Source organism: Micromonospora sp. NPDC005174 (genome assembly GCF_040608495.1).
Lineage (GTDB): Bacteria > Actinomycetota > Actinomycetes > Mycobacteriales > Micromonosporaceae > Micromonospora.
This window is the reverse complement of record NZ_JBEXIJ010000003.1, coordinates 46,295-67,448: the sequence shown is the minus strand read 5'-3', so window position 1 is coordinate 67,448 and position 21,154 is coordinate 46,295. Positions and strand designations below refer to the sequence as shown.

Below are 21,154 nucleotides of genomic sequence, written 5' to 3'. Positions count from 1 at the left end.
GTCGCTGGTGAGGGCACGGTGAACAGTGCGCTCACCAGTCACAGCGGGTGCCGCGGCGGCGATCATTGAGGGCCGCCGTCCCATTTGTTATCGCGCTCCGTAGTGGACATAGACAAACCTGTCACCCACCCCTACAGTTCGGCCGACTAGTTCTCATCAGTACGGGGGTAATGGTGATGACCACTGGCCGCTGGATGCTGCCTGCGTTCCTCAAGAAACGTTCCCTTCTCACAGTCGGTTGCGCCGTCGCGCTGCTCGGCACCTCGGTCGCCGTGCCCGCGCAGGCCACGCCGGCACCCGTGCCGAAGCCGGCGACGGGTGCCTCCGAGGCCGCCGATCCCGAGTCCGCGTCCGCCGCCGCCCGTCGCTCGGGCGAGCGGGTGGAGGTCGCATCCGCCCGTACCGAACTGACGCAGGTGTTCGCCAACCCGTCCGGCGGTTTCACGGCGGAGATGGCCGTTCAGCCGCAGCGGGTCAAGCGAGCTGACGGCTCCTGGGCGACCGTCGACCTGGCGCTCGGGCGAGCGGCGGATGGTTGGCGGCCGACGTCGTCGGTCGCGGACGTACGGTTCTCCGCCGGCGGCGATGCCGCCGCGGTGGTCCTGTCCCGCAACGGCCGGTCGTTCTCCCTGTCCTGGCCGGGCGGTCTGCCCCAACCGGCGGTGTCCGGTGACGCCGCCACCTACGCCGACGTGCTGCCGGGCACGGACCTGGTGCTGCGGGCCACGCGGACCGGGTTCACCCACGTCCTGGTGGTCAAGACGCCGGAGGCGGCGGCGAACCCCCGTCTGCGCGAACTCCGCTTCGACCTGGGCGGCGATGCGCGCGTGGTTCGGGGGCCGAACGGTCGCCTGTCGGCGCTCGCCGGCGACGAGCTCCTCGCCGCCGCCGACACCGCCGTCATGTGGGACTCCCGCGCCGATGTCGTACCGTCGGGTCAGCGATCGGCTACGGCCTCGGGCGGCTCGTCCGAGCCGTCGTCGTCGGCGGCGCCGGGTGACCGAGCGCGTATCGCGCCGGTCGGCGTCGAGGTCGCCGACGGTGACCTGGTGCTCCGGCCGGACGTCGCGCTGCTCGCACCGGCCGGCGCCACCTTCCCGGTCTACATCGATCCGGCCTGGTCCACGGGCAAGTCGCGGTGGGCGTACTCGACAAACAACAACAGCAACAACACGGACACCTCGGTGGCCCGGGTGGGCCGTGACCCGGATTCGGGAAAACTGTACCGGTCCTACTTCGACTTTCCGTTGACCACCGTGCGCGGCAAGCACATCGAGTCGGCGTACGTGCAGATGAAGCTGGACCATTCCTGGTCGTGCGGCAACACGCCGACCTACCTGTACCACTCGGGTGTCATCGCCTCGACCCCCCGGACGAACTGGGCGCCGAAGCTGATCGGCCTGAAGTCCTCGGCCAGCTCACACGCCAACGAGGGCTCAGGCTGTTCGGACTCGCCGCAGCCGGACATGACCGTCAACTTCCAGGGGTCCGCGGTGACCAGCGTGATCCAGTCCTCCGCGACGAGCAACGCCACCAACATCACGTTCGGTTTCTGTGCGTGCAGCGCCACCGACGGCTCGGGGGAGTCCACCACCGACCGGTACAAGAAGTTCTTCCCCGGCAACGCCAAGCTGGTGGTCGACTTCGATGCCATCCCCGGTAAGCCGAACAACCTGCAGGCGGCCGGTGTGGCCTGCTCGGCCAGCACGACGCTGGTCATCGGGACGCTGAAGCCGACGTTCTCCGCGATCTTTCCGGACGCGGACGGCACGCAGGCGCTGACGACCGGGTACGAGTGGGTCCAGGTGCCCACCAACGGGGTGATCGACGCGTCGACCCCGCGCCGGTCGGCGCCCGCCGGGGCATCGGTTCCGGCCGGAGGCCGCTCGACGACTGCCGCGGTGACGGCCAGCGAGGGAGTGACGTACGCGTTCCGCGCCAAGGCGACGGACCCCGCCCCGTACAGCCGGACCAGTGTCTGGTCGGACTGGTGCAAGTTCATCGCCGACACCAAGGTGCCGCCGGTGACCGCGACGCTGACCTCCGGAACGGGGATGCCGGGCAGCACGGCGACCTTCACGATCAGGTCCACCGACACCACGGTGACGAAGTTCCGGTACGGCTGGGTCGACCCGGCCGTCACCGAGATCGCGGCGACCAGCGGTACGTGGACCGATCCGTCGAACGTCACGGTCAACGTGAAGCAGGCGGCCGTGTCGCTCGTGATTCCCAAGTTCGGACTGAACACACTCTTCGTCTCGGCGACCGACGGCGCCGGCAACATCGGCCGCGGTTCACAGGAGTTCACGGCGCTCAGGCCGGCGCCGGCGAGGGCCCGCTGGGGTCTGGAGACGTACCCCGGGGTCACGGCCGCGCAGGCTCTGGACGACACGCAGCAGTCACCCCCCTCCGGCAGGACCCCGCTGTCCTCGGGAAGCGTTTCCTGGACCGGGGATCTGCGCCTGATCCGTGGCGAGACAGCCTCGTTCAACGGCACCTCGTCCAGCCTCGCCACGGCCGGACCGGTGGTGGACACCACGAAGTCGTTCAGCGTCGCGGGTTGGGTGCGCCTGGCGGCGCTGCCCACCACGACGGACATGGCGGTCGCCGCGCAGGCCGGCGCCGGCACGGCCGGCTTCGTGTTGGGTACCCGGTTGGAGGGCTCCCCGGCGACATCGCGCTGGTCGTTCCTCATGAAGGACACCGACGTGCAGAGCAGCACGACCCGGGCAGCGGTCGGCACCGCCCTGACGACAGCGGACGTCGGCAGGTGGACCCACATCGCCGGTGTCTACGACAAGACCGCGGGGAAGGTTCGGCTCTACGTCAACGGCAAGTTCACCGCCGAGACCGATCGGACCGCGACGGCGTGGGCCGCCAACGGCGCGTTCAGCCTCGGCCGGGGATGGGCCTTCGGCGGGCCGGGCAACTTCCTCAAGGGCAACCTGGCCGACGTCCAGGTGTACGACCGCGTCCTGGTCGAGCACGACTTCACCGGTCAGCTCGCCGAGGACCCGAACTCCGGGGGTGTCGACGAGCCGGGCATGCTGTCAGCCGTTCGAGTGGGTGACTGGGGCTTCGGCAACGGCATCGCGTGCTACGTGGAGTCCACCGACCCCACGCTGTGCAGCGCGCCGGAGGACGGCCAGTTCGGTCGACGTCTCGCGCTGACGGCGGGGGCCGACTTCGGCTCCCTCTCCGACGACCGGTTCCTGACGTTGGACCGTAAGGGCATCGACGATCCGGCCCAGTACACGACGGAGTACGGGCGCTCACAGGACAATCTCGCCGAGCCGCAGAACCCGGTGTGGCAGGACGGTCGCGTGCTGCGTACGGACCAGTCCTTCTCGGTGTCGGTCTGGGTGCGACCCGACGTGGAGGCGACCGGCACCATGACCGCCGTCAGCCAGGTCGGCACCCAACAGTCGGCCTTCTTCCTCGGTCAGCGCACCTTCACCGTGGGCAGCACTGTCGAGTCCCGTTGGTGTGTCAGCGTCTTCGGTGTCGACGACGACGTCATCTCGGGTCAGACCGTGGAGGTTCCGATGACGTCGGCGGTCCTGGCGGAGGACGACCGGGCCCGCTGGACCCATCTTGTCGCCGTCTACGACGTCACCCGGCGCGAGGTCCGGCTCTATGTGAACGGTAAGCAGGAGGGCATCAAGGGCTACGGCAGTGGCACCTTCACCGGTGCCTTCGACGCGACAGGTCCGCTCGTCGTCGGTGCCGGCCGGTTCAGCCCGGTGGGCGGAGCAGCACGGTGGGTGGACCTCTGGCAGGGCGACATCGACAAGCTCGGCCTTTACCAGGGAGCGCTGACCGACGTGGCGGTCAAGACGCTCTTCGACGCGGAGTCACCCGAGCCGGTGGAAGCACCCGAGGACTGACCGCTCCGCAGCCCCTGACCACATCCCGTTCGTCAACCCTCGTCTGTGGAGGCATGGTGACCCCCTACCCGAAAACGGTCCGCAAATCCCCTCATAAAGCCTATAACTCCGGCAAGGCGCTGGTGGCAGGGCTCCTCAGCACCGCCTTGGTGATCACAGGACTGTCGGTTCCCGCGCAGGCCGCGCCGCTCAGCTCCAAGCCCCAGACCGGTCAGCGGGAGAAGCTCGACAAGGACGGCGGTCCGGCGGTCGGTCGTGCCCGGGCGATGAAGGCCGTACCGAACGCCAAGCCCGCCGCGCCCGTGTGGCCCGGCCCGGGCGAGGCGACGGTGACCCTGCCGACGGACGACGCGGCCGGTCAGCGCCGCTCCTCGTCCTCGCCGGTGCGGGCTGGTGGGCTGCCGGTGTCGGTCCAGCGGGCGACCGGCACGGCAGGTGCCCGAACCTCGGCGGTCTCCGTCGAGCTGCTCGACCGGGCGGCGGTGCCGGCTCGGTGGCGCGACGGACTGATGCTGCGAGTCGAGGACGCCGGTCAGTCCGCCGCGCGGTCGACGACACCGGCTCAGCCCGGCGCGGCCACCGTCTCGGTGGACTACCGCGGGTTCCGGGACGCCGTCGGCGGTGACTGGGCATCTCGGCTGCGACTGTGGCAGGTCCCCGAGTGCGGACTGCGCGACCCGCAGCGGGCCGAGTGCGCGGCCAAGCCCCTGATCTCGAAGAACGACGGCAGCTCGGTGACCGCCGAGGTGCCGGTGGCCGCCGACGGCGCGGCGGCGCGTACCGCCGGGCAGGGCGGGACGCTCGTCGCGCTTGCCGCCGGCAGCTCGGGTCCGGAGGGCGACTTCTCCGCGACCCCGATGTCGCCGAGCGCCACCTGGTCAGCGGGTACGTCGACTGGCGGCTTCGCCTGGTCGTACCCGATGCGGATGCCGCCGGCCATCGGCGGCCCGGCACCCAGCCTCGGCCTCTCCTACACCTCGGACGCGGTCGACGGCCAGTCGGACGCGTCGAACAGTCAGCCGTCGTGGGCCGGTGAGGGCTTCAGCCTCTGGTCCGGCTACATCGAGCGCAGCTACGTGGCGTGCGCCGACGACATGAGCGGCGGTAACAACAGCTCCAACCGCACCGGGGACCAGTGCTGGCGCTCGGACAACGCGACGATGTCGCTGAACGGCCGGGGCGGCGAACTGATCTTCGAGGCCGGCAAGGGCTGGCACAGCCGCAACGAGGACGGCACCAAGATCGAGAAGTTGACCGGCACCGCCAACGGCGACGACGACGGTGAGTACTGGAAGGCGACCACGCCCGATGGCACGCAGTACTTCTTCGGCCGCAACACGCTGCCCGGTCAGAGCGGCACCACCGAATCCGCCTGGACCGTTCCGGTCGCGGGCAACCACACGAAGGAGCCGTGCAACGGCTCCTCGTTCGCCTCGTCGTTCTGTGACCAGACCTGGCGGTGGAACCTCGACTACGTCGTCGATCCGCGCGGCAACACGCTGTCCTACTGGTACGAGAAGGAATCCAACTACTACGCCAAGCTCGCCACCTCCACCAACAAGGCGTCCTACGTCCGCGGCGGTGCGCTGCGGCGGATCGACTACGGCACCTGGGACCGCAGTTCCACCGACCGCTCGGTCAAGCCCCTGGCCCAGGTCGTCCTCGACGTGGCGGACCGCTGCGTGACCGACTGCTCCAACCGGGGCAACTGGAAGGACGTTCCCTGGGACCAGGAGTGCACGGCGGCCGCGGCGAACTGCAAGGAGAACTACGGTCCGACGTTCTGGACGACGAAGCGACTCTCGACGGTCACCACTCGCGTCTGGGACACCACCAAGAGCACTGCCGACTGGCAGCCGGTGGACTCATGGACCCTGGTCCACTCCTACCCGGCGGTCGGCGACGGCAGCGACCACGCGGGCATGTGGCTGACCTCGCTGGTGCACCGGGGCCTGGTCGGGGACACCGTCGTCATGCCGCCGGTGACCTTCGAGCCGGTGTCGAAGCCGAACCGGGTGTTGAGCAAGAACAACACCAGCAACAACCGGATGCGGATCGGCAACATCTTCACCGAGACCGGCGGGCAGATCCAGGTCACGTACAGCCAGGCCGACTGCAAGAGCAGCAGTCTGCCGTCGTCGCCGTCGTCCAACACGCGCCTCTGCTACCCGGTGGTCGGCCCGGACCCGTACGAACCGGGTAAGGAGCTCACCGAGTACTGGCACAAGTACGTCGTCACGCAGGTGTCCGAGTCCGACATCAAGGTGATGGCCGGTGGCACCGACCACGGTCAGCCGGTGCAGAACACCTACTACAAGTACCTGGGCAGTCCCGCCTGGCACTACGCCGATGACAACGGGCTGGTGCAGCCCAAGCGCAAGACCTGGAACCAGTTCCGCGGCTTCGGCCAGGTCGAGGTCCGCAAGGGTGACGCGCCGGCCCAGACGCTGACGCTGACGACGTTCCTGCGCGGCATGCACGGTGACCGGGCGGCGCCGTCCGGCGGCACCCGCACCGTCACCGTCGACGCCTCGCTCGGCAGCGAGACGGTGTACGACGAGGACCAGTTCGCGGGGATGGTCCGCGAACAGGTGGTCTACAACGGCGTCACGACCAAGCCGGTCAGCAAGACGGTCAACGTGCCGTGGCGATCGAAGGCGCTCGCGACCCGCACCATCAACAGCGACGTGGTCTCCGCCCACTTCACGAACACCCGGGTCACCTACGAGGCGGTGGCGTTGGGGGTCAACGGCGCGTCCGGTTGGCGGACCGCACGGACGGTGAAGGACTTGGACGAGGACTACGGCAGCACGAAGTCGGTCCAGTCCGACGGCGATGTCGCCAAGACCGGTGACGAGAGCTGCTCGACCTACCTCTACAACCGCAACACCGGCGCGAACCTGATCGAGACGGTCAAGCAGATCACCGTCAAGGCCGTGCCGTGCGCCACCGCGCCGACCAGCCAGGACGACATCGTGGCGGACGAGCGCAAGTTCTACGACGGCGCGACGGACGTCGACGCCGCGCCGACCCGGGGCGAGGTCACCCGGATCGACAGGCTCAAGGACTGGTCCGCCGCGGGCGGCACCGTCTGGCAGACCATCAGCCAGGCCACCTTCGACGGGTACGGCCGTCCGAAGACCGCCACCGACGCGCGTGGCCGCACGGTCACCACGGCGTACACCCCCGCGACCGGTGGGCCCGTCACGACGGTGACCACCAGGACGCCGGATCCGAACGGCGGCACCGTCGACTGGGAGACCACCATCGAGGTACGCCCCTACTGGGGCCAGCCGATCCGCACGAAGGACTACAACGGCAAGCAGTCCGACATGGTGTACGACGCGATGGGCCGGCTCGCCAAGGGCTGGAAGGTGGGCTGGCCGCAGGCCACCTACCCGAACAGCCCGTCGGTCGAGTACACGTACTACTACGCGCCCAACCGGGACGCCTATCCGTACACCAAGAGCCGGGTCCTCAACGCCGGCGGCGGGTACCTGACGTCGTACGAGATCAAGGACGCCTTCCTGCGGCCCCGCCAGACGCAGGCCGCCGGGGTGGGCGGTGGCCGGGTGGTCGCCGACACCCTCTACGACGCGACCGGTCGGGCCGTGACCAGCTACCAGGCTCACGCCGAGCCGGGCACGCCCGACGGCGCGCTCTGGTGGGAGCCCGAGTGGTCGGTGCCGGCGCTGTCGAAGGCCATCTACGACAACGCGTCCCGCGTCACCGACCAGGTCTTCTTCGGCACCGACGGGGTCACCAACCTGGTCGAGAAGTGGCGTACCAGAACCGACTACCTGGGTGACGCCACGAAGGTGACCCCGCCGACGGGCGGCACCGTCACCACCACCAAGACCGATGTCCAGGGCCGGGCCGTCGAGCTGCGGCAGCAGACCGACCGGACCCAGGTCACGCCGGACCACGTGACGACCTACACCTACAACCGCAAGGGGCAGCTCACCCTCGTCAAGGACACCGCCGCCAACGAGTGGGTCAACACGTACGACGTCAAGGGCCGCCAGACGAGCGCGAAGGACCCGGACAAGGGCACCACCACGACCACCTTCACCCAGTACGACCAGGTGGAGACGGTCACCGACGCCAACGGCGTGCTCGTCAACGAGTACGACACGTTGGGGCGGCGCAAGGGCCTCTACGCCGGCAGCGTCAGCGCCGCGAACAAGCTGGCCGAGTGGAAGTACGACCAGCTCTACACCGGTCAGGTGGTACGCGGTCAGCTCACCCAGAGCATCCGTTACGAGTCGGCCGGCTCCTCGAACGCCTACAAGTGGCAGGTGCGCGGCTTCAGTGACCGCTACCAGCCCACCGGCACCAACTACGTCATCCCCACCAACGAGGCGGACAAGCTCGCCGGCACCTGGACCTACGGCTACGAGTACTCGCCCTACGACGGCAGTCCGACGGCGGTCACCTATCCCGAAGGCGGGGGTCTGACCACCGAGAAGGTGCAGACGACGTACGACTCGACGACCGGCCTGCCGAAGGAACTCACCACCAATCTGATCAACGTGGGCCGCTACGTGATCGGTCAGCAGTACACCCAGTACGGCGAGCCGACACTGACCACCCGCAAGACCGACGGCGGTGTGTACGTCGAGGACAACACCTACTACGACCTCACCACCCGGCGCGTCGACCGGATGACGGTCAAGCCGGAGACCGCCGCCGGCACGGTGGTGGACACCAACTACCAACACGACGCTTCCGGCAACATCCTCCAGATCAAGGACACCCCGCAGGTCGGCTCGGCGGACACCCAGTGCTTCCGCTACGACGACCTGCGCAGGATGACGAACGCGTGGACGCCCAAGGCGGGTGTCGAGTGCACGACGAGCCCGAGCGTGGCCAACCTGGGCGGGCCCGCTCCGTACTGGCACGAGTGGACCGTCGACGCCGTCGGCAACCGCAGCACCGAGAAGGTGCACACGGCGGCGGGGGACACCACCCGCACGTACACGTCACCGGCCAGCGGCAAGACCGCCGTACGGCCGCACGCGGTCACCTCGGTCCTGACCGAGGCGCCCGGTCAGGCCGCCGTCACCACCCAGTACGCCTACGACAACGTCGGCAACATGACCTGCCGGCCGGTCGCCGCCACCGCGAACAACTGCGCCAACGGGACAAGCTCCCAGACGCTCAAGTGGAACACCGAGGGCAAGCTCGCCTCGGTGAGCGCTGGTGGGCAGACCGTCGAGACCAACATCTACGACGCCGACGGCACGCGTCTGATCCGTCGCGACTCCACCGGGAGCACGCTCTACCTGCCGGGCCAGGAGATCCGGCGCGACAACAACTCCGTCGTCACCGGCACCCGCTACTACAGCTTCGCCGGCCAGATGGTCGCCAACCGTACGCCGAGCGCCTTGACCTGGCTCTACTCCGACCACCAGGGCACCCAGCAGACCGGCATCAACGCGGCGTCCCAGGCCGTCACCATCCGACGCCAGACGCCGTATGGCGATCCTCGTGGCACCCAGCCGCAGTGGACGAACAGCAAGGGCTTCGTCGGAGGCGACAAGGACCCGACAGGCCTGACCAATGTCGGGGCCCGGCAGTACGACACCGCTCTGGGACGGTTCATCTCGGTCGACCCGGTGCAGGACCTGGCCGACCCGCAGCAGTGGAACGCGTACGCCTACAGCAACAACAACCCGATCACGTTCTCCGACCCGAGCGGCCTGCGCGCGTGCTCGGACGACGCCTGCGGTCCGGGCGCCGACTACGAGGACATGTACGGCAACTACGTCGAGGTCAAGGGCGACAACGACGGTTGCGGTGGTAGCTGCGGCGACGACGACTGGGCCGAAGCCCGCGCGGCACACGAGGCCGGCGGTGGCAACGGCGGCGGTAGCAAGGGCGGCAAGGGCGGCGGCAAGAACGGCGGCCCCACCGACGAGGAGGTCAAGCGGGCCAAGGAGGTCAAGAAGCAGAACGCCATCTCGATCATCATCGAGGCCGGCGGAAAGCTCCTGCTCGACTTCTTCGGCATCAACGACATCCTGGACTGCATCCACGGCGACCTGATGGCCTGTGCCTGGACGCTCGCCGGGATGCTGCCCGTGGGCAAGGCGCTCCAGTTCCTGCGCAAGGCCAAGCCCATGGCCAGCACGATCACCCGGGCCTTCAAGGCCGTGTTGAAGTGGAGCAACGAAACGAAGTGGGCCGACGACGTCCTCAAGGCAGCCGAGAGTTGCCTGACGAAGCGGCACAGTTTCGCTCCCGGGACGAAGGTGGTGCTGGCCTCGGGCGGCTACAAGGCCATCGAGGAGTTGCGCGAGGGTGACATGGTCCTCGCCACCGACCCGGAGACCGGAAAGACAGAGGCACGTGAGGTCACCCGTACGCATCGCAACGAGGACGCGGACCTGACGGACCTGACGGTCAAGGCTGACGGCGCCGAGGCGACGGTCATCAAGACCACTCAGCACCACCCGTTCTGGAGCGAGGACCGCAAGGACTGGATCGACGCGGCCGACGTGCGGGTCGGCGAGGGGCTACGGGCGCTCGACGGCACGGCCATCACGGTCCAGGCCGTCCGGTCATACGCCGGCCTCGAGGCGATGCATGACCTCACGGTTGCCGACATCCACACGTACTATGTGGTAGCTGGTGTCACACCCGTCCTCGTCCATAACTGTGGTGTTGGCCGTGACCTTCTTGGAGACGATGCGCAGCACATCCTCGACGGACATGCCTTTCCGGGGAAGCCCGGAAAGACGGTCTTTCCCGAGGCGTGGAGTCATGATGACGTCTTGGACGCTGTGGCGGATGTACTCACTGATCCGAGAAGTGCGCGTAGTTGGAAGACTGGCTCTGCCCACTATGCTGAGAAGACCCTTCGAACGAGGAAGGGTGACCCAGCCGTTCAGGAGATTGTCGGAGAGGTGCGGGGAGTGGTCATTGAAGTTCGCTTTGAGCCGCTAACCGGTAAGGTCCTCACTGCCTTCCCTCGATGAGGAGGAAATGTGGAGGGGTATCAACACCTGCGTGCTCTCATTTCAGATCTGCTTGAGGAGTCCCCGCTGACTTCGGCTGAGGTCATCGCCGACGTTCGTCATCTGATGAGCGTAGGTGAGGAGGAACTGGCGTTCGATACCATGTGCTCGTGGATCTATGAGGACGATCTCACGATTACCGCTCGCTACTATGACCGCCTCGTGTCAGCCGCCGAAGAAATGGGAACTCCGGATTCGATCAGGAAGCTGGACGAGCTCGTAGAGGATTGAGGCGTTTCAGGGCATCATTTGCCCACCCGTGTCGCGCATTTCGGGGGCGGACGCGGTTGCGGATGGCGTGGATGTCGGGTGGGCTATCGAGATCAGAGAGCCCACCCGACCGGTCATTACAAAATCGCTCGCCGCTGCTCACCGGGCGCAGACGCGTGACGCAGCCACCTTTCCCGTTCGGCGCGGTAGGCCGGGTCGCACTCCAGCACCCGGTGCGCGCTGCAGACTCTGCCTTCCCGTCTTGGTCACCTTGGCCGTCCCGGCGCTGCCGCACCGGGTGTCGTCGCCCCATCGTGAGCGTCGGCGGGCCGCGCACACGGACCACAGGTCCCGACGCGCGGGCCGGTCGGCTCGGCCGGCGGCGGAGGCTGTCAGCGTTCCCGGACCACGGCGACCGGGCAGCCGGCGTGCTGGATGACCTGCTGGCTGACCGAGCCGAGCAGCATCCCGGCCAACCCACCCCGGCCCCGGCTGCCGACCACCACCAACTGGGCGGACCGGCTCGCCTCGATCAGCGTCGCCGCCGAGCCGCCCCCGACGAGGTCGACCGTGAGGTCCAGTTCGGGGAACGTCCGCCGCCACGGCTCCACCGCCTCCTCGACGGCCGCCCGCTCGTCGGCTTTTCCGGCTGCCCCATTCGGGCCGGGCGTCCAGGCGTGCAGCACCCGCAGCGGTACCCGTCGCTGGGCGGCCCGTTCGGCGGCGAACCCGAGCGCCACCAGTGACGGCTCCGAACCGTCCACGCCGACCGTCACCGGGTCGGCCGGGCCGTGGGCCGTGCCGTCGCGGACGATCACGACGGGACAGTGCGCGTGCGCGGCGACCGCCACCGCCGTCGATCCGGCCAGCAGCCCGCCGAACCCGCCGTGGCCCCGGCTGCCGAGCACCAGCATTCCCGCCTCGGCCGAGCGTTCCTGCAACACCAGGGCGGGCGGCCCGTCGTACACCTGGCCGGTGACCGTCAGGTCGGGATGCGCGGCGGCTGCGTCCGCGGCGGCCTTGCGGACCAGGTCGTCGGCCTGACGGCGGGCGGTGTCGTCCGGCCAGATGCCGGGCGCCACGCCTGGGCCGACCCAACTGGCCACGGTCAGCCATTCGAAGATGTACGCCAGCCGCACCGGCTGGCCGCTGTGCTCGGCCTCGTCGAGCGCCCAGTCCAGGGCCACCGACGCGTCGGTCGAGCCGTCGTAGCCGACCAGGGTCTCCGCGTCCCGCACGTCGTCCTCCTTCAGGGGTTGGTCAGGTCGGTCTCGCGGACCCACCGCCACTCGGCGACCTGCGGGTCGTCCTCGCCGAACCGGCGGGTGTAGTCGCGGGCCGCCTGCCGGGCGTCGACCATCCGCTGGCGCAGGTGCGCGGCGCGTGCGCCGAGCCCGGGCACCCGGTCGATGACGTCGATGACCAGGTGGAACCGGTCCAGGTCGTTGAGCATCACCATGTCGAACGGTGTGGTGGTGGTGCCCTCCTCCTTGTAGCCGCGTACGTGCAGGTTGTCGTGGTTCGAGCGGCGGTAGGTCAGGCGGTGGATCAGCCACGGGTAGCCGTGGTAGGCGAAGATGACCGGTCGGTCCGCGGTGAAGATGGTGTCGAACTCGTTGTCGGGCAGGCCGTGCGGGTGTTCGGTGTCGGGTTGCAGGCGCATCAGGTCGACGACGTTGACCAGCCGCACCCTGAGCTCCGGCAGGTGTTCGCGCAGCAGGTCGGCGGCGGCCAGGGTCTCCAGGGTGGGTACGTCGCCGCAGCAGGCGAGGACGACGTCGGGCTCGCTCTCGTCGTCGTTGCTGGCCCACTCCCAGATGCCGAGGCCTCGGCGGGTGTGCTGGATCGCCTCGTCGACGGTGAGCCAGTTCGGCGCTGGCTGCTTCCCGGCGACCACGACGTTGATGTAGTGCCGGCTGCGCAGGCAGTGGTCCATGGTTGCCAGCAGGGTGTTGGCGTCCGGCGGCAGGTAGACGCGTACCACCTCGGCCTTCTTGTTGACCACGTGGTCGATGAAGCCGGGGTCCTGGTGGGAGAAGCCGTTGTGGTCCTGCCGCCAGACGTGGCTGGACAGCAGGTAGTTCAGCGACGCGATCGGCTGTCGCCAGGGAATGGCTCTGGTCACCTTGAGCCACTTGGCGTGCTGGTTGAGCATCGAGTCGACGATGTGGATGAACGCCTCGTAGCTCGTGAAGACGCCGTGCCGGCCGGTCAGCAGGTAACCCTCCAGCCAGCCCTGGCACAGATGCTCGGACAGCACCTCCATGACCCGGCCGTCGGGGGAGAGGTGGTCGTCGCCGGGGACCGTGGCGGCCATCCAGGCGCGGTCGGTCACCTCGAAGGCGGCGCCCAACCGGTTGGACGCGACCTCGTCCGGGCCGAACAGCCGGAACGTCTGCGGGTTGGCGGCGATCACGTCGCGGATCCACGGCCCGAGCACCCCTGTCGCGCCGGCCATCGGCTGACCCGGCTCGGGGACGTCCACGCCGTAGTCGCGGAAGTCGGGCAGGGCCAGGTCGCGCAGCACCACTCCGCCGTTGGTGACCGGATTTGCGCTCATCCGCCGGTCGCCGCGCGGCGGCAGCGTCCGCAGTTCGTCGACCGGCGCGCCGGTGGCGTCGAACAGCTCCTCCGGTCGGTAGCTGCGCAGCCAGCGCTCCAGTTCGGCGAGGTGCGCGGGGTTGTCGCGTACGCCGGACAGGGGCACCTGGTGGGCGCGGTAGGTGCCCTCGACCTCGGTGCCGTCGACCTCACGCGGGCCCGTCCAGCCCTTCGGCGTCCGCAAGATGATCATCGGCCAGCGGGGACGCTCGACGACTCCGCCGGAGCGGGCCCTGCGCTGGATCGCGGCGATGTCGTCCAGCGCCCGGTCCAGGGTGGCCGCGAGGATGCGGTGCACCACGCCCGGGTCGTCGCCGGCCACCACGTACGGCTCGTAACCGGAGCCCCGCATGAGGTCGAGCAGGTCCGCCTCGGGTATCCGGGCCAGCACGGTCGGGTTGGCGATCTTGTAGCCGTTGAGGTGCAGGATGGGCAGCACCGCACCGTCGCGCGCCGGGTTGAGGAAGACGGTGGAGAGCCAACTGCCGGCCAGCGGGCCGGTCTCCGCCTCACCGTCGCCCACCACGCAGGCGACCACGAGATCCGGGTGGTCGAACGCGGCGCCGTAGGCGTGGCTCAGGGCGTACCCCAGCTCGCCGCCCTCGTGGATCGAACCCGGCACGTCCGCCGCGACGTGGCTGGGGATGCCGCCGGGGAACGAGAACTGCCGGAACAGCCGGGACATCCCGGCCTCGTCGCGTGCGACGTCGTGGTAGCGCTCCGACCAGGTGCCCTCCAGCCACGTGTTGGCCACGATCGCCGGGCCGCCGTGCCCGGGACCGGTGACCAGCATGGCGTTCAGGTCGCGGGCGACGATCACCCGGTTGAGGTGGGCGTAGATCAGGTTGAGCCCGGGACTGGTGCCCCAGTGCCCGAGCAGCCGAGGCTTGATGTCGTCGGGGGTCAGCGGCTCGCGCAGCAGGGGATTGTCCAGCAGGTAGATCTGCCCGACGGTGAGGTAGTTCGCGGCGCGCCAGTAGGCGTCCAGCCGGCGCAGCTCGTCGTCGGTGAGTGCGCGCTGCACGTCGAGAGCGGTGTCCATGATGCTGCCTCTCGCGGGTAGGGGGTGGGTGTCCGGTCAGGGTCGTCGGTCCCGGGTCGGGCGGGCGGCGGGCCCGGTGAGCGGCACCTCGGCGAGACCGCGTACGACGACCACCGGGGCGGGGGAGTGGTAGAGCAGGGACTGGGCGACCGCGCCGAGCATGGCGCGTCCCGGTTCGTCGCCGCGGGCGGCGACCAGTGCCACCTGGGCCGACCGTGAGGTGTCGATGAGGACCTGGGCGGGGTCGCCGCGCACGACCCGGCACTCGGTGGGCACCCCGGTGTTCCGGTCGACGTGGCGGGCCAGCGCCTCGCCGAGCTGCTCGGCGACCGCGTCGGTGTCCTCGTCGCTCTCCACCACCCGCAGGGCCACGAGGCGCGCTTCGCGTTTGGCGGCACACTCCACAGCCCACCGTAGGGCGAGGTGGGAGCTGGGCGAGCCGTCCACCCCGGCCAGGACCGGGCCCTGCGGCGGCGGTTCGCGGCGGACCACCAGAAGCGGGCAGTTGGCCCGCGCGGCCAACTGCACGGCGGGCGTCTCCGCCGGGACGCACTGACCACTGCCGGCCATTCCGCTGTCGCCGACCGCCAGCAGGAAGGCCGTCTCGGATCGGCGGATGAGGGTGGGCAGCATGGCGCTCTCGACGATCTCGGCGCGCACGGTCAGACCCGGTTCGACCTGGTGGGCGAGCTGGGCCGCACGGGTGATCAGACTCTCGGCCGCGTCGCGGGGCGCGGCGACGCTCTCCGCCGCGAAGGCCGCCTGCCAGTCGAAGGTGTGCACCAGGTGCAGGGGCCGACCGTGACCGGCGGCCTCCTGGGCGGCCTGCTCGACGACCGGGAGGTCGCCGTCCGAGCCGAGGCCCACCAGCACCTCCGCGCCGGCCGATGCCGCCATCCGATACCACCTCCCGGGCGTCGCGCCCGGCACGACCGCGCTGTTCCTTTACCGAGGGTAGTCGCGTGGTCGCGGTGCGCGGGCCGGATCGGTCCGGGCCGCCGAAGGGTCCAACCCTCGTGGAGTACGCGGACCCGAGGCGTTCTGTCAACAAATGTTGACAGCAGTGGCGTTGTCAACGTATGTTGACGACATGAGTCAGGCGACGGAACTCGCGGCGGCAGCCGGCAGCACCGACCCTCGGGTCGGGCTGCGTGCCGTCCGCGCGCTGCGCCGGCTGCTCGAGCGACTTGAGGTGGTGCAGGTGGACAACGCCCGTCGACAGGGCTGGTCCTGGCAGGAGATCGCCGACGCGCTCGAGGTCAGCCGGCAGGCCGTGCACAAGAAGCACGCCGGGCGACCGGCGGTCAACACATCCTGGGAGGCGTGATGTTCGAACGGTTCACCGACCGGGCACGTGACGTGGTCCGGCGGGCGCTGGAGGAGGCGCGGGCCGAGGGCCGGCGGCCGATCGGCACCGAACACCTGCTGCTCGCCCTGCTCAGCGACGAGGACGGCCTCGCCGGCCGCGTGCTGGCCGACGCCGGGGTACGCGCCGACGACCTGCGCGACCGGGTCCGCCGGCACACCACGGGCGGGGGTGCCGGCCTCGGCGACGCGGACGCGGCCGCGCTGCGCGAGATCGGCATCGACCTGGCCGCGATCGTGGCCCGCATCGAGCAGTCCTTCGGCCCCGACGCGCTGCGCGAGGCGGTACCCGCGCCGCGTCGCCGCTGGGGGCGTCGCCGCTACCTGGGCGGGCCGTTCTCGCCCCGGTCGAAGAAGGCCCTGGAGCTGTCGCTGCGCGAGGCGATACGGCTGCGCCACAAGCACATCGGCACCGAGCACATCCTGCTCGGGGTGCTGCGCGAGGGTCAGGGGCTGGGCGCGCTGGTGCTCACCGAGGCAGGGGTCGACCTCGACGATCTGCGTCGCCGGGTGGAGACCGCGCTGCGGACGGCGGCGTGACTGTCGCGTACGCGTTGAAACCTGTCTGTGGCACTTCCGACGCCGGCGGCTCGCCGGGTCGCTGACGGCGGCCCGGTGCTGCACACTGACGCCGTGGATGCTGGACAGGACAGGCGCCCCTCGGGTGGCGACGGTGGGCTGCGCTCGGCAGTGGTGGTCAACCCGGCGAAGGTCGCCGATCTCGACAAGCTGCGCCGCACCGTGAACGACGCTCTGGCTGTCGCCGGGTGGCCCGAGCCGCAGTGGTTCGAGACGACCGTCGACGACCCGGGCCGGGGCCAGACCGAGCAGGCCGTCAAGGCCGGCGTCGACCTGATCTTCGCCTGTGGCGGCGACGGCACCGTGATGTCCTGCGTCAGCGCGCTCGTCGGCACCGACGTGGCCCTCGCCGTGCTGCCGCAGGGCACCGGCAACCTGCTCGCCGCCAACCTCGGTCTCTCCACCGACCTCGCGGCGGGGCTCCAGGTCGCCGTCGAACGCGGTCGGCGGCTGCTCGACGTCGGCGCGGTCGAGGACCAGTACTTCACCGTGATGGCCGGCATGGGCTTCGACGCCAAGATGCTCGAGGCCACCAACGAGACCACCAAGGCCCGCATCGGCTGGCCGGCGTACGTCGTGGGTGCCATGAAGCACCTGCGCGACCGGCCGATGCGGGTGCAGATCCGCATCGACGACCGCCCGCCGGTGCGTCGCCGGGTCCGCTCGGTGCTGATCGCCAACGTCGGCCGGCTGCAGGGCGGCGTTCACCTGCTCACCGAGGCCGAGCCGGACGACGGCTGGCTCGACGTCGCCGTCCTCACCCCGCGTAACCTGCGCCACTGGCTCGCGCTCGGCTGGGCCGTGATCCGCCGCAGCGGCCAGGTGCCGCAGATGGAGGTCTTCCGCGGCCGGACGGTGGTGGTCACCAGCAACCGCCCGCAGCCGCGGGAGCTCGACGGCGACCTCATCGCCCCCGGTCGGCGGTTGCACGCCGAGATCCGGCCACAGGCGCTGTGGCTCTGCGTCCCGCAGCCCGAGGACGCCCCCGACCTGTCCGACGACGCGCAGAGCGCCGGGGAGCGGGGCGAGCGGCTGATCGAGGAAGCCCGCCGTGAGTAGCACCCGGATCGTTCCGGAGACCCGGATGATGGCCGACGAGGAGCTGTCGGCCGACGACGCCTGGCGCACACTGCGCCGCAAGGGCGGCTGGCACCTGCTGCGCGACGCGTTCATCCGGTTCCGCTACGGGGACGGGTTCAGCCACTCCCGCGCGTTCGCGTTGCAGCTCTGCCTCGCCGTCGTGCCGTTCCTCATCGCGCTGACCGGTCTGATCAGCGAGCTGGGCGTCGAGGAGGGCGGCCGGGTCGTCGCCGACACCGTGCTGGCCCTCACCCCCGGCCAGAGCTCCGAGGTCGTCGGCGAACTGCTCGGCGAGGGCGAACGCGTCGAGGACGCGGGGGAGCTGGCCCTCACCCTCGGTCTGCTCACCGGCCTGGTCGCGCTGACCACCACGATGGCTCAGATCGAGCGCGGGGCCAACCGCATCTACGGCGTCGAGCGGGACCGCCCGGCCCTGTGGAAATACCTGCGGGCGGCCGTCCTGGCGGTCACCGCCGGTCTGCCCGCGCTGGCCGGCTTCCTGATCCTCGTCGGCGGCGGGGCGATGGGCGACTCGGTGCGCGAGCACTACGAGTGGGGTGAGCTGGCCAACGTCGTCTGGAACGTGATCCGGTTCCCGTTGAGCCTCGGCTTGACCGTGCTCGCCGTGGCGGTGCTGTTCCGGCACGCGCCGCGTCGCAACCAGCCGGGCCTGTCCTGGCTGTTCTTCGGCGCGGGCATCGCCACGGCCCTGTGGTGGCTGGCCAGCCTGCTGCTCGCCGCGTACGTCAAGTTCAGCGACGGCTTCGGCCAGACCTACGGCGCGCTGACCGGCATGATGGCGCTGCTGCTCTGGGCCAACCTGACCGGTATGGCGCTCTTCGGCGGGCTGGCCTTCGCCGCCCAGTTGGAGGCGCTGCGCATCGGCGTGCAGGAGCCGGCGCAGCCCGACCTGTGGGAACCCGAGGCCGACCGGGCCGAGCTGTTCGACACCGGGGACATGTCGGCGCTCTGAGCGCGTTCGGGTGTACGCCGCACGCGGATCGGGTACCTCGCCTCGCCAGGTACGACAAGGGAGGTGCGGGGTGACCGCGGTCAAAGAGGTGGCTCGGCGTCCGATCGGTCACTTCGCCGAACGGAGCATCGCCGGGCTGGTCGCCGTCATCGGCGCCGGTGCGGCGTTCGGATTGTTGCTGTTGCTCGTCCGGGTGCGGTGGAGCCCGTTGCAGGACGCCGACCACGCGGTCGCCGAGTGGTTCAACTCGCTCGTCGCCCCACACCATGCGCTGGTCACCGTGCTCCAGGCGGTGACCGACCTGGGTGGCCGGCCGATCCTCATCTGGCTGGTCGCGATCCCCGCGATCGGTCTGCTGATCCGGCGGCAGCCGCGGCTGGCCGTCTACCTGATCGTCACGGGCGTCGGCGGGCTGATCCTCGACCCGTCGCTCAAGACGCTCGTCGGTCGGCTCCGCCCGGTGGTGGACGCCCCGGTAGCCAGCGCTCCCGGCAACAGCTTCCCGAGCGGGCACGCGCTCGGCTCGATCGTCGCGTACGGGGCGCTGCTGCTGGTGTTCCTGCCGGCGATGGCACCCCGCTGGCGTAAGCCCGCGATCGTCGGCGTCGGCGTGCTGGTGGTCCTGATCGGGCTGACCCGGATCGCGCTGGGCGTGCACTTCGTCTCCGACGTGCTGGCGGCCTGGCTGCTCGGGGCCGCCTGGCTGGGCGTCACCGCGTACGCCTTCCGGCTCTGGCGGCGTGAGCGCGGCAAGCCGGTGCCGCCGCTGACCGAGGGCCTGGAGCCGGAGGCGGGGCACGACATCGCCATCGCCCCGGCCGAGGAGCGCGTGCTGGCCCACCCCCGCTCGGCGGTGGCCGAACTGCTGGTCGGCTGGGTGCTCGTGTTCGGCGCGCTGTACGGCTTCGGCACGTACGTCAGCTTCCACGCCAAGGGCACCTTCTTCGACACGCTGGACACGGAGGTGCCCCGCTGGTTCGCCGACCGGCACACCGACGTGCTGACCGACGTGAGCTGGTGGTGGAGCAAGTTCGGTGACACCCACGCCATCCTGCTCATCTCGCTGGTGTTCTGCCCGCTGGTGCTCGCGGTGTGGCGGCGGTGGCGGCCCGTGCTGTTCGTGGTGCTGGCGATGGTCGGTGAGCTGACCCTGTTCCTCGCCGCGGCGCGGGCGGTCGACCGGCCGCGCCCGCCGGTGGAGAACCTGGACGGGCAGATGCCCACCTCCTCGTTCCCGTCCGGGCACATCGCGGCGACGATCTGCGTCTGGCTGGCGATCACCCTCATCGTGTTCCCGCGTACCGACCGCTGGTGGCGGTGGATCTTCGTGGCGCTGGCCGTGATCATGCCGGCCGGGGTGGCCACCTCCCGGATGTACCGGGGGATGCACCACCCGACCGACTTCATGGGCGCGATCCTGCTCTCCGCGCTCTGGATCGGCCTGCTCTACCTCGTGATCCGCCCCAACGCCGACCTGGCGGAGGGCAACCAACCGGCCATCGAGTCGGAGGACGTGGACACCCTCGACGACGAGCTGGCCCGCGCCGGCCGACCCGACTGAGGTACCGCGATGCTGCGGGTGATGACCTGGAACATCCGCACCGGCGGACGGGACCGTGGCGGCCCCGACCGGCTGGATCGGGTGGTCCAGGTCGTCAACCAGCAGATGCCGGACGTGCTGGCCCTGCAGGAGCTGCGCGGCTTCGACCAGGCCGGGCTGATGGCGAGCGTGGCGGATCGGGTCGGGATGACACCCCACCTGGCCCGATCCTGCTTCGGGCAGCCGGTGGCGGTCCTGGTCCGGCCGCCGTACCGGGTCGTCGACGCGGGGACGCTGCGTCGGCCGTTCCACCAAGCCGCCGCCCGCGTCGTGGTGTCCACCGCCGCCGGGCCGCTCACCGTGCTCGGCACCCACCTCTGGCCGTACTCCGGGGGACGCCGACGGATGGAGGTCGACTGGCTGGTCGCTGCCCTGCGCCGCGCCCCCGGGCCGTTGACGCTGCTCGCCGGTGACCTCAACTCGCTCGACCCGACTGTCGACCACGCCGCTCGTCTCGCCGGTCTGCCCGCCCTCTACCGCAAACGGCACCTGCGCAGACGCGGTGAGGCCGTGGACACCCGGGCAGTCGCCCGGCTGCTCGCCGCCGACCTGGTCGACCTGTGGCCGTCCGCCAACGCCGGCGCGCCGGAGGCCGCGGGCCTGACCGTCCCCACCCGCTTCGGGGGCGCGGAGTTCGCCGGGATGCGGCTGGACTACCTGTTCGGCAGCCGTGCGGTGGCCGAGCGGGCGCGGGACTGCCGGGTGATCCGTGACGCGGCCACGGACACCGCCTCCGACCACTATCCACTTCTGGTCACCCTCGATCTGTGACCAGAAGGGGCACTCGGCGAATGGCGC

At 70.2% G+C, this 21,154-nt stretch carries 12 protein-coding genes; 9 read left to right on the top strand and 3 right to left on the bottom strand.

Annotation, left to right across the window (positions count from 1 at the left end):
• Positions 1 to 176 precede the first annotated feature (176 nt).
• The 3 genes from ABZU91_RS04390 to ABZU91_RS04380 all read left to right on the top strand — a co-directional run bounded on the left by ABZU91_RS04390 (position 177) and on the right by ABZU91_RS04380 (position 11,137).
• Positions 177 to 3,887, top strand: a complete 3,711-nt coding sequence (locus ABZU91_RS04390; protein ID WP_355233810.1) for a LamG domain-containing protein — start codon at positions 177 to 179, stop codon at positions 3,885 to 3,887.
• A gap of 149 nt (positions 3,888 to 4,036) precedes the next feature.
• Complete coding sequence (locus tag ABZU91_RS04385; RefSeq protein ID WP_355233808.1) at positions 4,037 to 10,867, top strand: polymorphic toxin-type HINT domain-containing protein; 6,831 nt, start codon at positions 4,037 to 4,039, stop codon at positions 10,865 to 10,867.
• Positions 10,868 to 10,876: 9 nt separating this feature from the next.
• On the top strand, positions 10,877 to 11,137 hold the full coding sequence (locus ABZU91_RS04380; protein WP_355233806.1) for a MafI family immunity protein: 261 nt from the start codon (positions 10,877 to 10,879) through the stop codon (positions 11,135 to 11,137).
• 371 nt (positions 11,138 to 11,508) lie between these two features.
• On the opposite strand, the gene ABZU91_RS04375 is transcribed toward ABZU91_RS04380, so the two are convergent.
• Genes ABZU91_RS04375 through ABZU91_RS04365 form a run of 3 tightly spaced genes read right to left on the bottom strand, consistent with a single transcriptional unit; the run spans position 11,509 to position 15,656 of the window.
• Complete coding sequence (locus tag ABZU91_RS04375) at positions 11,509 to 12,354, bottom strand: universal stress protein (protein WP_355233804.1); 846 nt, start codon at positions 12,352 to 12,354, stop codon at positions 11,509 to 11,511.
• Between the two features lie 11 nt (positions 12,355 to 12,365).
• Entirely contained in the window at positions 12,366 to 14,759 is a 2,394-nt protein-coding gene (locus ABZU91_RS04370) for a phosphoketolase family protein (RefSeq protein ID WP_355233802.1), read from the bottom strand.
• 36 nt (positions 14,760 to 14,795) lie between these two features.
• Positions 14,796 to 15,656: a universal stress protein gene (locus tag ABZU91_RS04365; protein WP_355233800.1), complete on the bottom strand. Its 861-nt coding sequence runs from the start codon at positions 15,654 to 15,656 to the stop codon at positions 14,796 to 14,798.
• Between the two features lie 193 nt (positions 15,657 to 15,849).
• On the opposite strand from ABZU91_RS04365, the gene ABZU91_RS04360 reads away from it, so the two are divergent.
• From ABZU91_RS04360 to ABZU91_RS04335, 6 genes are all read left to right on the top strand, one after another.
• Positions 15,850 to 16,086, top strand: coding sequence for an HTH domain-containing protein (locus tag ABZU91_RS04360; protein WP_278151289.1), 237 nt, complete (start codon positions 15,850 to 15,852; stop codon positions 16,084 to 16,086).
• On the top strand, positions 16,086 to 16,664 hold the full coding sequence (locus ABZU91_RS04355) for a Clp protease N-terminal domain-containing protein (protein WP_355234782.1): 579 nt from the start codon (positions 16,086 to 16,088) through the stop codon (positions 16,662 to 16,664). Before ABZU91_RS04360 ends, ABZU91_RS04355 begins: the two co-directional genes overlap by 1 nt.
• A 93-nt stretch (positions 16,665 to 16,757) precedes the next feature.
• Positions 16,758 to 17,762, top strand: coding sequence for a diacylglycerol kinase family protein (locus ABZU91_RS04350; protein WP_355233798.1), 1,005 nt, complete (start codon positions 16,758 to 16,760; stop codon positions 17,760 to 17,762).
• A complete protein-coding gene (locus tag ABZU91_RS04345; protein WP_355233796.1) occupies positions 17,755 to 18,756 on the top strand; it encodes a YihY/virulence factor BrkB family protein in 1,002 nt (333 codons plus the stop codon). The genes ABZU91_RS04350 and ABZU91_RS04345 overlap by 8 nt, the downstream gene beginning before the upstream one ends.
• A gap of 70 nt (positions 18,757 to 18,826) precedes the next feature.
• Positions 18,827 to 20,317 carry a phosphatase PAP2 family protein gene (locus tag ABZU91_RS04340; protein ID WP_355233794.1) on the top strand — a complete coding sequence of 497 codons (1,491 nt, stop codon included), beginning with the start codon at positions 18,827 to 18,829 and terminating at the stop codon, positions 20,315 to 20,317.
• A gap of 9 nt (positions 20,318 to 20,326) precedes the next feature.
• Entirely contained in the window at positions 20,327 to 21,127 is an 801-nt protein-coding gene (locus ABZU91_RS04335) for an endonuclease/exonuclease/phosphatase family protein (protein ID WP_355233791.1), read from the top strand.
• Positions 21,128 to 21,154 lie beyond the last annotated feature (27 nt).